The organism is Paenibacillus sp. FSL H8-0260 (assembly GCF_045040625.1).
GTDB lineage: Bacteria > Bacillota > Bacilli > Paenibacillales > Paenibacillaceae > Paenibacillus_AQ > Paenibacillus_AQ odorifer.
Genome location: NZ_CP150298.1, coordinates 1,614,091 through 1,628,451, shown reverse-complemented (window position 1 = coordinate 1,628,451; position 14,361 = coordinate 1,614,091). Strand labels below are relative to the sequence as shown.

Genomic DNA, 14,361 nt, shown 5'->3' with positions numbered 1-14,361 from the left:
AATCAAAATTCACTTACTAATACTTAATACATATTTTTTGTAATAGTTTTGTTAGATAATACGGATTATCCGGTGAATTTTCTCTTGATGCCATCCATAACTTATGCTCATACGGGTCAACTGCAATAATAGCAACGTGACCAGTTGCAGGTTTATCAACAAAGGCATATAATTTCCCAGTTGCATTCACTGCTTCCATTGTAGTAAGAACTCCTTTTGGTTGCCGCGGTGCAAGAAAAAAAGACAAACCCAATGCATCTATTCCTGGTCGTGGCGTAAGGTTTTTATTACCTAAGCCATTATTTCTAAAAATAAGGCGATCATCACCAGATGGGTTCATCTCATCTACTTTAACTTGATCCATTGCTATTACTGATGTAATCCCTGCCGCTTGAATTAATCCCTTTAAAATAGAACCTCCAACTGAATTTGGATATGGTGCCGCCACTTCATTTTTTTGAACTTGAAAAACCTGAATATTCTGAGCTTTCTTTATTGCTTCCTCTTTCTCATTATTATAAATTTTCATAAGTTGAGTTATTGATTTTCCTGGATTTGAATTCTTAATATTATCAGGGATATAGATACTACTTGTACTTGTACATCCGCCACTATGAGCATATCTGCCGTTACCAGATTCACAATAGTTTCCACTAGGATCTGTATATAATAAAGGATTATTTTGGACATACGTATATAAATTTTGACTCAGTGGGTTTGTAATCTGCCCATCATAAGTATCCTCCGTTATAAACCTTCCTATTGAAGGATCATAATATCTAGCCTTAAGATAGATTAACCCCGATTCATCATCTAGTAACTCACCTGAATATTTATACGGGTTGTCAAAGAACCTTAATTGATTACTATCTTCATTAGTTAGATTTCCCCAAATATCATAGTAATAACTTTTAAGGGTTGCCTTGCTCCCATCTGCATCAATAATTTTTACAATATCACCATGAGCATTATAAAAGTAATATCCAGCTCTTGAATTAACATAATCTTTTCTAAATAACAATTTACTTCCTTGAATATTTCTCGCTTTTGATTTCCCACTAGCATCAAGCTCATCAATAACTTTCCCATTCACATAAACATATCTAGTGAAGACTCCATTAACTGTTTTAGTTGCCCTCAATCCATCTGGATAATATGTGTAAGTAGCACTATCGTTACTATCACTATAAGCCTTTAATAAATTCAGACTATTATACGTATATTGTTTTGATTCCATTAAGAGATCAATTTCTTCTGAATCCTTTGAAGTTGCCCTATCCCCATTTGCATTATATGTGTAATTTTTGTTTGCAGAAGGAACAGGATTTTCATCCATTATTCGATTAAGAGCATCGTATTTATATCCCGCAATAACACCATTTCCATCAATTTTATCAATGTTTCCAAACCCATCATATGAATAAGTTTCATTGAAATTTGTTGTTGAGCTATCGTTTATACGATTGCTGAAAACTTCACCAAAGGCGTCAGTTACAGTTAATTGCTCAAGTGATCCTGGAAATGTGGTTCTAATGGAATTAAAATCGGATGAAGTAACATTTACATTAGTTACTGTTCCCATATCAGGATATGAGACTGTATTTATTCTATTCAAATTATCAAATTCGTAAGATACTTTTTTCCCATCAGGATAAGCAATTGTATTCATCCTATCAAAGCTATCATAACCTAAAGTATAACTAACTCCCGATACAGACTGTACATCTAGTCTTTTCCACTGGTCATAATGATATGTTATTTTATTATTCTCACTATTCCATGATTTTGTAATACCTCTAGTAGTAGAATCGTATTCAAACTGTTCCCAATACACCTCAGTTCCATTTTTAGTTATTGATTCACGCTCTTTTTGATTATCATGAGTATATGAGTAATTGTGTATTTGTCCTACTCTATCAGTAGCCTTATTCAAATTCCCATTTACTCCATACTCATATGTTTCTTTTTGATTACTGTTGTTCTTTTCAGATAGTTTCCAACCTATTTCATTGTATGAATTGTATTTTTGAAGGATATTGTTTCTATAAATTTCAATGACTTGTCCTAAACTATTATGTGTATACCTCGTTTCTTCTCCTTTAGCATTCATTATATAGATTAAATTGCCTTCACCATCATATCGGTATTTGGTTATATGGGTATTTCCATCTTTATCCTCAATTTTTTCAGATGAAATTTTCCCAGTAGGTGTATAAGTATAACTTTTAATTCTTAGCTTCAATCCATTTGGTGTTTTTTCAACTAATTTTGTTAAGCGACTATTAAAATCATAATATGAGGTTTCTTTTTTTCCATCACTAAATGTCTTTTCAATTGTATCCTGAGATATAGCTACATTATCCGAGCGCTCAACAACATTTGAATATAAATAAGTTGTAGTTTCTCCAATTGCATTTGTTTCTTTAACCACACGTCCATTAGTATCATATACAAATTCTACTTTTTTATTAGAGTCTCCGTAAGGCATTGTTTTTGTAACCATTACACCATCAGGTACTTCATTTGTATTAATAGTCCGTGTTACACCATTAATAGTCCGTTGTTGTTTTGTAAGTGTCCCAAAAGGTGTATAGAATTCATCATCAATTTCTCCATCTGGCATAATGGTTGAAATCTGGCGTGTACTGTTATTATAAATGTATTTCTTTTCTGTTAAAATACCAGTTCCATTATTAACTTGTCTTAAAATCAATCTATTCAAAACATCAAATGTATCAATAAAACTACTACCATCAGGATATGTAGTTTTTTTCAATTTACCGTCAAGATAATATTCATACCCTAAAGTTAAATCTTGAGCACTTGCTCTTTCTTTCAGTTTTACCTTTGTTGTCTCATATTTCACATTTCCTTTGTCAGTATAAACAAAATTAATTTCTGTATCATTATTTCCCAAACCAAATTGTTCACCCCTCATATTGGTTTTGATTTTAGTTGGTGCTTTATGGATAGCATCATATTGAGTGTATTCAGTAGTCTTCAGATCGCTCTTCATCACATTAGAAGGATTCTTGTAACTATATGTCTCAACTGTAATCCAAAGTTGATTTCGATTGTTAATATTAAAATCTGTATCTGGATAATAACTATTTTCTTTGGTTGTCTGAATATCTCCACCTTGCTCAGTATAAACTGATTTACTGAGTTTATGATTTGGCCCATTGTATTGCATAACCGCCATGTTACCCAAGTTATCACTTTGTGTTAAAATATTCCCCCAATCGTCATAGGTATATAGAGATGGAATTTTTTCTGAAATCGAAGTTATAGAATCGGGATTCATTAAACTATTAATATCATCTATTGAATTATTCGCTACAAATGTAGACTTTTTCTTAGGTTGAATTTGACCCGTATCATATTCGTATTGAGTATAAACATTATTATAAACTTTATAATAGTTATTTGATTGATCTTTTATCTTATAACCATATTGATACAATTCATTTCCATTTGGTGCGTTGCTTATCATGCTATAATCCATCAAAAATCTTGAACTATTTAAGTAATAATGTAAAGACGATACTTCTTTTTTTCCATCTGCAGCTGTTACTTTCTTAAGTATAGTTTGTTTATCACCGAAACGTGATGAATTCCTTAAGCGAGCGATATCTTGTTTATTACTTTTCCAAAATTCATCCACTTGCCACCCATGATCATTGTGTACATTGGAATAGTAATTAGAAATAATAATCGGTTTTGAATCCTCAGTGTAAATATAATCCAATGACTGAACTGGATGATAAGATACGTATTCTAATGCATATTTATCTTGGTATAATCTTGCTACTTGACCTTGGTTCATTAATGATGTGGAATTTCTCCATGCCGAGTCATAATTCGCATATGAAAATCTAGCTGTCAGGCCATTATAATACTGAATGTCCTTTAGAAGTAAATATGGAACTTCTCCGGAAGTAAGAATATTATTTTTTTGAATACTATTTGCTTCAAAATAAGTATTATCAGACCAGCCATAGCAATTATAAAAGTTATTATAACTAATATTTAATAATTCACCTGCCGAATTCGAATAGAATCCATTTAAAGGTGTATAAACATTAAAATTAAAATCAGCCAACTTCGTGGAGTCTACCCCATAGTAAGTATATTCTTCCATTTTCACTACAGCATTAGTTGTATAGTCATATACAGAATTTAAATTCCAATAAACAACATCTTCAGTCACATTTTGATATCCACTTGTTGTCCATTTCCTAAATGTAATAGTAGCCTTCTCTTGAGTTGTACTATACATTATTTTTTTTACTCTTACAGATCCATCATCCAATAATAGGCCTGAAATTACATTATTCGAATCCCTAAGTATCGTAATAATTCTTTGATACGAATCAGTAATAACAATATTATAATTATTCGTAGTTGCATCTGTATTGAAAACGTAGGTAACCTGGTCGCCAGTTGCATTGCTTTTACTGACAATATTACCCTGATCATTAAACTTGTATTTTATTTCATTGTTTAATTTAAGAATAAAGTAGTATTTAGAAACTCCATTTTCAGTATATGGCTCCTTACTAAGAACTACATTTTTATAAGGATAATTAAAGATCGTTAAATCATGAAATTCATAGGAATCTCCGCTTTCTAATGTGAAAACAGTTTTTTCATATGGCGTGATCATTTCTTTATAGGAATACCCATCTTGATAGCAAGGTTGTGGAGTATTGATATAGCAGGATGAACTTTCATGAGTGTTTACAACTTCCGCCTTTATTTCCGATTTTTCCATAACAGGAATATTTAAATTCCATCCTGCTGCTATATATGCAACACGATCACCCTTTTCTAGAGGAACAGCCTCATTGCCGCCATTTTGCTCATAGAATTTACTTGAAGTGCTAACTCCTATTTCTAACTTAGGCTTCAATAATTTACTATTTAAAGAATTGTAAGTTCTTTTCAAAACAATATCTAGATCCGATTTCCCTTTAATTTCAAGATCCACAACACTTCTATTTGCTGTCCGATACACGGAATCAACAAGATCATCCGTATTAACTTTGTAATTATATACGTTTTTAGATTCAGTGATAGTATACTTTTGATTAGTTGGGCTGCTAGCAAAGGTATTAGTAGCAGCATTTTTCTTGCTTTTCAAGGTATTGGCTGCCTGGCTCTGTTTTGACAGTTGTTCATGAACCTCACTTTTGTATATTTTCTCATCCGCAAGTGTAAGCATCGGTTTATGTTCATTTAAATATTTGGTAGGATTCTTATAATAATCTAAAAAATCCTCAGCCATTGGTACATATTGATACAATTTTGTTCTAGAGGTTTCATTTAGAGAAAGTAGGAGATTCACAGCTTCTTTTTCATCCCAATTAGAAGCTTCAAGTTTCTCAGTGTTGGTTAGATATTGAGAGAATTCTGGATAAAAATAAGCTGTTATTTGTTTCATTTCACTTGAAAATTCATCGAGGAATGCTTTAGTCCGATCACTCGGTTGTACAGAAGGCTTTAAGAACTCTTTATTTCTCCTCAAGACTTTATCAAATATTGATTCAGAACCAAATTCATCTCCTATTAACTCTTCCTCAATTGGAGTCTCAAGATCCTCACTTTTTATATTTATGTTTTCTGAAGATGCTAAAGGCGTTTCTTCCACCGCTGGAGACCCTTCATTATAATCAGACTCAGCAAATACATTCTGAACAGTTTGTAAATTATTAAAACTAGACATTGTGATTAGCATTATTAATATTAAGGATATTATTTTTTTCACTATTATCACCTCAGTTAAATATTCAATCAAAATTTATCAACTTTTATATCAAGCTACTGTATTAACTTAGTAATCGCAGAAAGTAAATTTCCATTACCATCGTATACATAGTCGCGCCGATAATTAATATTCCCTTTATGAATAATAATTGCCGATAAACGATTATCGGAATCATAAATATATTCATTATTATGACTAGTATCAAACTTGATAACGTTTACTGGAAGACTTGAATAAGAATTCATTGATCCATTACCTAATTGACCAACCTCATTATTTCCCCATGTTATAACCGCATTTTCTGTAAGCGCTATACTATGTGATTCCCCTGCATCTATTTTCAATACATTAGACGCTTTCACTTTGGTAGGAGCAAGTTTTCTTTCAGTCGTGCCATCTCCAAGTTGGCCCTTGTTATTTCCTCCCCAACTCCAAACAGTCCCATCTGACTTTAATGCTAAAGAATAATTTCCACCACCGCTAATAGCGATTATATCTTTTAGTAGACCTACCCCATTTTCCCCTCTTACTTGGACAGGAAAACGACGTTCTATTGTAGAACCATCACCGAGTTGCCCATTATCATTCTGCCCCCAGCTCCATACGGTCCCATCATCTTTTAATACCAAGTTAAAATTATCTCCTGAACTAATTGCTTTAATATTTGTCATTGGAGGAGCATTATTCGGTCTCATTAGTATTAAACGTGGAATATTACTACCTACGAGGGTTCCATTCCCTAGTTGACCGTGATTATTGCCCCCCCAAACATATACATTTCCATTTGAAGAAAGTGCAATAGAATGTGTCTCACCAACATCTGAAGCTATGATATTCGTAAGAGGAATCCCATTTACTCCTTCGATTTGTTCAGGAATTGTAATTAACTCTGAACTATCCCCTCCTACTTGCCCATATTGATTATCTCCCCATCCCCATAATGATCCGTTCGATTTAACAGCAAGAGTATGATAGAATCTACTGCTAATATTATTTACATTTGATAATCCATAAATGGAAGTTGGAAAGACAGTAAAATCAGTCTGATCTCTAGCAGGACCCAAACCCAAAAACCCCCAATAATTGAATCCAAAAGCCGTCACTGTACCGTCAGTTTTCAAAGCATATGTGCTATAAGTACCACCAGTGATGCCTTTATTCATCGCAACCACATCGGTGCCAGCTAACTGTATTGGTTTATTACTAGATGGAGTTATAAAGTCTCCCAACTGTCCCATATCATTACTTCCCCATAACCATAAATCTCCATTTGCACCTATAAAACCACTCTTATCTATACCAGCATATATTTCCCCACCAACTTGTGCACTTTGAGTTAAAAATGGAACTAATCCATTAGTACTTTCACTTAAAAAAATAGATTTCATTAAATGCTTACCATGAGTAGAATTAATCACACTAAAATCATCATATGTGGATTCAACTACCGTTAAATTTTGATATGTAGAGTTTATTACAGAGTCTTGTTGATGACTCTCGTCACTAACAACTTTAAATTTAAGTATGTAATTGTCTTTCAATTTTTCTCCATTTATATTTGAAAGGGAGTACGGAGGTATATACAAAATATATTCTTTGGCGTTTTCCAAAGCAATTTGCGGGGTTATTATTAATTGATGACCTTCGATCGATTTCGTTATATCTATCGACTTGTTACTATTAATATCCACTAAATTAATCAAATTAAAGAATTGACCTTCGCTAATACCCTGATCAAATTCCACATTCAACGGAGAATCTTCTGATAAATCAATTGTTTGTTCTTCTGGAATCAATTTTAATCCAACAAATGACTCTTCTGATTTATTTATACTATCAGCATTCACATAAGATATAAGGCTATAAGATGCAATTAAAAGAAATAAGGCAAGCAAAAGTGCATTATATTTCTTCATATTTTTTCTCTCCTATCAAATAAATTCGCTCTCACGAAAATGTACAACTGATAAAATCAATTGTACAGTATTATTTAACAACTGATTCTATTTTGCCGCGGTATAAATATAGGAGAATTATCGATGGTGATACAACATCAGTAACCACTAATAGTACATGTCAACAGCAGCACCTCTGAAGCTAACAACGAAACATTTTCCGTATTTATGAATCTTTGAAATCCATTAAGAATGAACATAATTGATTCAATATCACTCTAATAAAATAAACAGTAAAGCACCAAAAAAAAATTTGGACATGACAAAAAACACCTCCCCCATCCTCGTGGGATCTCTGAATTTATTTATGGCAGGTATTCTGACTTCGCAGTTTATTAGGAATTACACCATCAACTGTTTTTAAAGTTAACAATGTAATTCTTAAGTGCGTTCACAGTGGCGGGACCGCGTTGGAATTTCACCAACATTCCCCTTTTAAGTCACATGGAAAGTTCTATGTGATCACCATAAATATTTATTTGAATAATATACCATGAAAAGAAAAATGTTCATATCAATATTTCTAATGACTTTTTTAACATTATTTTCACATGAGATTTTGCATAATTCATATTTTGTTACAGCGTTATGATCAGTCCGCAGCGAAATATCAGTGTTGTGTGAGCTGAGCAATAAATGGGCAGACGGGCAGTTAAATTTCTGAATATGCTTTTTTTATGTTCATTTAGCCCAACTACTTGAATTAACAAAAAAAGCAACCCCCTTGTTGGCAAGTCGCTTTTAACAAAATCTATTGTGAATCTTTAGTTATTTCTAAGACCCTACCGCTTAGCCTTATAAAACTCATGATACAGCTTCATCAGTGCCCTTTTCTCTATCCGCGATACATAGCTGCGACTGATTCCAAGCTCCTTAGCAATCTCCCGCTGTGTCCGCTCTTCTCCACCTGTATCCAATCCAAACCGCCCAACGACAACTTCTTTTTCCCGGTCATCCAGAATATCAAGGTTACGATAAATCTTACTCTTTTCGATCTTCAGATCTACTTCTTTAATGACATCATCCGCTTCCGAACCGAGGATATCAATGAGTGTAATTTCATTACCTTCCTTGTCTGTCCCAATTGGGTCGTGCAGAGATACATCTTTACGAGTTTTCTTCAAGGATCTTAGGTGCATCAGGATTTCGTTCTCAATACAACGGGCAGCAAAAGTGGCTAGCTTTGTCCCTTTGTTCGGACGATAACTCTCAATAGCTTTAATCAGGCCGATGGTGCCGATGGAGATCAGATCCTCCATGTCTTCTCCGGTGTTATCGAATTTTTTCACTATATGGGCAACGAGCCGCAAATTATGCTCAATCAACAAATTGCGGGCTTTGGCATCTCCCTCAGCCATCATCCCTAAGTATCGGCTTTCCTCCTGCTCCGAGAGCGGTTGTGGAAATGCATTATTCCTTACGTATGATACCAGCAGCGTCAGTTCTTTGATCAGCAACGCAATCGTGCTTAAGAATCCAGGCAACTTGGCGACACCTCCCGCACTTGTACAATGAAACCGATCTGTTTGCCTTACGGGTTCATGGTCATCCTTATTGTATGTGGGCGTGCGCCTAGAAGTGCCTGTACGGGGGAAATTGTACAACCACAGAAATTTATTTTTCATACGAGAAATCAGTCATACTCTACTCAATTACTTGTCTTTTTAACACAATGTTGTTAGCGGTAATTCTCACTCTCTTTTGATAATAAATTCCGCTTCACTAGACGTAAGAACCTTTATGATGTCCTTATCAAAAGTAACCTTCAAAATAGACTCAGGTAATTGTTCTATAATACCGCCGCAAGAATCTCCCGACGGATCACCGTATACAGCCGAAGCCAGCCAGTGGATTCCAGGCTCAAGGAAAGTCGTCAGTGTAGGCAAAACAGTCCGGGGATGAAGCAGGTTTGTGTTGGCATTAGGCCAAATTAGCTCAGCCTTTTCGTAGCCGATCAAACCCTTGACTCCGCTTATTCCCCATGCTGTAGATACTGCCGCGGTTGTAAGGCCGATCTGCTGTTCCACCCCCGCTTCCTGACCAAGCGCGAAGCCGCCCTCTGCGGCGTCCAACGGTCGTCCGGTCTCGATCCGGTGTATCCGAATATGCCAGGGCAGCCCAGCAACGATCCAGGTCCGAACCTCCACATTAGTCCATGGCTTCCAGACAGAGTGCAGCACATTGTCCACAATTCTTGACTCCATATTCCGCCGTCTGACCCGATACAAGTTGTCCCCGCTCTCACTCAGAGCGAGCATGGAATCAAATGCACCCTGAGACAATCCCCATTCGGAGCGGGGTACACTGAACCCGAAGCCTGTTGAGTATACGAATTTCTCATACTTGGCAGACGTGTGGGTATGCTCATTCGTATATAGATGACCACTGTTGAAGGCAGCCACATGGCCGGAAGCAGGTTCGCGGACAATGACAAGATGCGCAGGCTTCTGGACTATAACTGCAGGAATATCCGGCAGCGGCAGTTCCTCTTCCTTCCAGAATGGATGCTCCGCGCTGAGAGCCAATGGCAGGAATGTCTTTAACGCCCAGTAGGGGGAACCGGGAGCGTTATAATTCTCCGCCATGACCAAGTTGGGGTAGGTATAACCAATCGTCAGAATGCCTCCGGCATCAAAGATCGGCTGGCTGAACCACCAGCGCAAATTGCGCAGTACTAATCCTTTGACCACACCTACAGGGAATCCTTCAACGCCTGCATAGACGAGGGCACCCCAGAAAGCAGCCTGGGCAAAACGGTAGGTTAAGCTCCTTCCATAAGGAAGGGCAGATCCGTCCGGAGCGAACCAGCCCAACAATTCGGTGGCAAAAAGCCGGGCCCGTTCTTTGAACACCTGTGAACGTTCCGGGTCCTCCTGTTCCATCAGCTTCGCGTACAGTAGCGCATAGTAATGGATGGCAAAAGGAACATAATAATCGCTATGCCCGTTAATTCCATCACTGTACCAGCCATCACCCAGATAAAAATCATCCATTCGCTTCAGATTGTTCTCCAGCTGCTCCGCGTCGTAGGGGCGGCCGATTCTGCGGAATCCAACATTAACCAGCACGTTGAAGAACAGCCAGTTGCAGTCATAGCAAGGATGGGAATTAATCTGATTCAGCCAGCTGTACAATTGCTCCTGTTCCTTCTGGGTAAGTGGTGACCAGATCTGTCCAGGAATGGCGGCTAAGGCGAACCCGAAGACCGCCATCTCTACCAGACGCTGGTCATAATCTTGAACTTCACCCCAGTATTCTTCATGGGCAGGATCCGTGCCGTGGCGTATGCCATCCAGCACAGTATCCCAAAGCCCGCTTTCTCCACCTCCCATGAGCAGGGGCACTAAGCCCCACAATACCCGGGAGAAACCTTCCATTTCTGCAGTTACTGCTGGATAGCTCGCTCCTGTCCCGCCGATTGCCAGCCGTGCACCGCCTCTGCTGTAGAGCGGCCGAAGCGGATCTGTAAGCTGTTCAAGAGCAGAGACCAGATCCTCCCGGGTCTTTAGCGGATTTTTAGCAATAGTCGTAAAAGTCTTTTCAGTCTGCATTATATGCCCCCTATTCCCAGTAGAACGGTCCGGCATCTTTTAGCCGGGCTAGCGCTTCGACATAGAAGAAATCACCATAGATAAGCGGAACATCTATATTCCGATTCTCAGGATAGTTACTCGTACCATGAAGCAGCAACCCTTCTTCTTCTGCATTGTCCCAAGTTCCATAATTCCGAAAAAGGGATTCAGTAATTCTTATAGCCCCGTTCCGATACACATGAGCCTCCGAGTCGTCCACCTGGCTAGCCAGCAGGAGCAAGCCACTCGCTGCACAGGAACCTGCAGAGCTATCCCGAATCTCCCCAACTTCACCGGGAGCACGGAAATCCCAATGTGGAACGTAATCTTCGGGCAGACGGGTCAAGAAGAAATGTGCGACCTGCTTGGCTGCATTGAGGTAACTCTGTTTGCCCGTATGATGATAGGCCAATGACAGTCCGTAGAGCGCCCAGGCTGCCCCGCGCGACCAAGCCGACTCGGGCGCATAACCTTGCCCGCCAAGCTTTTCAACCACTTCGCCCGATTCCGTGTTGAATTTGACGATGTGATAAACCGAACCATCCGGCCGGATGAAGTGCTCCAGCACCGTATCCATATGCGCCTCAGCGATATGCCGATAACGTGGATCCCCTGTTACTTCGGAGGCCCAAAAAAGCAGGCTGGTATTCATGCAGCAATCGATAATGGCTACCCCGCTGTTATCCTCGCCTTCACTCCATGGATTCCAGGCCCGGATGTAGCGTCCTTTCAGATTGAAGCGGGCCGCCAGATAGTTAGCTGCCTTCAACGCCCGGACTCGTGATGCTTCTCTGCCCGTGAGCTTGTAGTTCGCAACACTGGTCAACAGCCACATAAAACCTAGGTCATGGTCCAGCTTCACATAACCATCCAGCACCTCGTCAAGCCGTTCCTCACACTGCTCAGCAATCGCTTTCAAATCCTCATCACCATTCTCAGCATAGAGCTGCCAGAGCATTCCCGGCCAAAAGCCAGCCGTCCACCAGTTTGGTGCTTCAAGCACGTATTTGCCGCCTTGACTGGCATGGGGGAATTCTGCACCGATTCTCCGGCTGTTCGTTCTAGTCTTCTCCAAGGCTTTGCCCCAAGCCTCGTCTACCCAAGCTTGCTTTACTAATCTACTCATCTAAATCCCGCCTTTATCCGAATTAGCCTCTACCCTCTGATAGAGGACTTTTTATAAGCTCAGGTCCATCTTTTATAGAAATTGAAAAGTGAATGCCAGTTTGCCCACCGCGCCAAGCTGAAGCACATGGAAGTCCAGACTATACCAGAGCTTCTCCATGCCAAAATGATCCCGGTACATATGCACAGTAATCTCCGGCTCAACTTTCAGCCAATCGTATGTCACTTCAACGCCGCGAGCGGTAGTCCCCGGCAGCAGCAAGGTACCCGGATGAAGGAGCTTAGGCTCACGCCAGGTGACAAACCGCTCCGTCCAGCTCGCCGGAATTCCCGCATACCGGTAAGTGTCTGTAAGCTCCAGCCGTGGACATTCCTCTTTATACCAGACGAACGAACGGATTAAGGACTGTAGTCCTGTTACCTGATACGCCTGTGTCAGATCCAATGTCAGCTCATCATTCTCCTCCGCCGATGCATGCAGCACTGTGGAGCTGAACGCCCGACCGGCCAGCTGATACTGGCCATCAATGATCGGCAGCGAATGACCCTGCGATCCATTGCAGTCATACTGGTAACGGCCAGCCCCAAAATAATCAGCAGTATACTCTCCGCTTCCAAGATCGGATGCGTAGATCTCTCCCCGGCCGCTCAGAATGAAATGTCCCAGATCATTATGGTTATGCGGTTCAGCATTGTGCCCGCCCTTGGCGGCGAATCCGAATGAACCCGCCTCCGACACATGACGCGAGACAAGCCAAGCGGCATCAGGGAGATAATAGCTGGCGGCTCGCCAAGCTTCGTCCTCCTTGCCAGCTCTGGTCCAGATCAGATTGCGGAAAGCCGGTGCAAAGCGGCTGCAATGATCTTCAGTGTAAGGAGCGCGCAAAGCGGATGGGGGGCGTTCGACATCCGTACAGACTTCCGCCAGATAATGGGACAATCCCATATGTACTAGCACCTGAGGCACTGAATCAGAGAAATTGGCTACATGACTTCCGTCAATGAAACATTTTTGTTGGAAGCGCGCGATTTGCGCTACCTTCTCTTGGTTGAACCAGTCCAGTCTGCCTGCGCTTCTGGAACAGAGGAGATCGCTATAATAAGTGAAATAACCAAACCCATAATTCCAGTACCCAAGGCCTTCCAGACAGGCACCGTCCTCACCGAACCCTTCCAGGTAATACAACATGGCGCGCTCTGTCCTCAGCAGAATATCCGCAAGCATGGCTGGGTCCTCCACAGACAGCAAGGCGGCAGCCCCGATTGATCCCGCACAGACCGCTGCCCAATTATGCCGCGCTGTCTCCCAATCATAAGGACCATTTTCAAGAAATGGACGAAACAGTCTCCGCTCTACTTCATGGTGGATTCGGGATCTCAGAAGCTGCGAAAGTCGTTCCCCGAGCAAAAGTAAAACTTCACTTAAAGTAAATCCGGTCTCGGAAGAAAACAGATCAATATACCGGTTGATATCAGCTGCATTATGATCCGCTGGGAGGTGGGCCGGAAGACACCAGGTGTACTCATCGCAAATAGCCCAGAGGATGTCCTCCAGCTTCTCCAGTACTTCCGGATGATCCGGCTCCAGCAAAGCCAGAAATACATAAGTATTCAGCCTTCTTCTCCGTTCAAAATAGACCCGTTCATATTCCAGCCTTGAACCCGTACGCGAATAAATGGAAAATAACGTATACGACATTTCAGGTATAGACTGCCCGTCCAGCCTTACCGCCTCCGCGCGGATCTCGCTGATATCTGCCTGTAGTACTCCCGATGATAACGCCCGTTTCCAAAAAGCAGCCGCATCCCCCTTTGGATAATATAAGCTCAGATCGACTGGCTTCATTTCATGCACTATTTCCAAAAGCATCTGTTTATTCATGCCTTTTTTCCTCCTTAAAGGTCAGTCAGTTCCGCGAAGCATCTTATTCTTCACTAATAT

Annotated in this window: 6 protein-coding genes and 1 riboswitch; all 6 genes read right to left on the bottom strand. The window is 40.0% G+C overall.

The features are described from left to right. Positions 1-16 precede the first annotated feature (16 nt). The 6 genes from MHI51_RS07060 to MHI51_RS07035 all read right to left on the bottom strand — a co-directional run bounded on the left by MHI51_RS07060 (position 17) and on the right by MHI51_RS07035 (position 14,301). Positions 17-5,767, bottom strand: coding sequence for an RHS repeat domain-containing protein (locus MHI51_RS07060; protein ID WP_076276601.1), 5,751 nt, complete (start codon positions 5,765-5,767; stop codon positions 17-19). 53 nt (positions 5,768-5,820) lie between these two features. Next, entirely contained in the window at positions 5,821-7,683 is a 1,863-nt protein-coding gene (locus tag MHI51_RS07055) for an Ig-like domain-containing protein (protein ID WP_076220111.1), read from the bottom strand. A gap of 330 nt (positions 7,684-8,013) precedes the next feature. Further along, positions 8,014-8,207, bottom strand: a riboswitch (cobalamin riboswitch). 297 nt (positions 8,208-8,504) lie between these two features. Next, entirely contained in the window at positions 8,505-9,206 is a 702-nt protein-coding gene (gene sigK / locus MHI51_RS07050) for an RNA polymerase sporulation sigma factor SigK (RefSeq protein ID WP_036675850.1), read from the bottom strand. A gap of 207 nt (positions 9,207-9,413) precedes the next feature. After that, a complete protein-coding gene (locus tag MHI51_RS07045; RefSeq protein ID WP_405173719.1) occupies positions 9,414-11,273 on the bottom strand; it encodes a DUF2264 domain-containing protein in 1,860 nt (619 codons plus the stop codon). 10 nt (positions 11,274-11,283) lie between these two features. Further along, the gene (locus MHI51_RS07040; protein WP_405173718.1) at positions 11,284-12,420 is read right to left on the bottom strand and encodes a glycoside hydrolase family 88 protein; all 1,137 of its coding nucleotides are present in this window, start codon (positions 12,418-12,420) and stop codon (positions 11,284-11,286) included. 72 nt (positions 12,421-12,492) lie between these two features. Further along, positions 12,493-14,301 (bottom strand): hypothetical protein, encoded by a 1,809-nt coding sequence (locus MHI51_RS07035; protein WP_405173717.1) that lies wholly within the window; start codon positions 14,299-14,301, stop codon positions 12,493-12,495. Between the last annotated feature and the right edge of the window lie 60 nt (positions 14,302-14,361).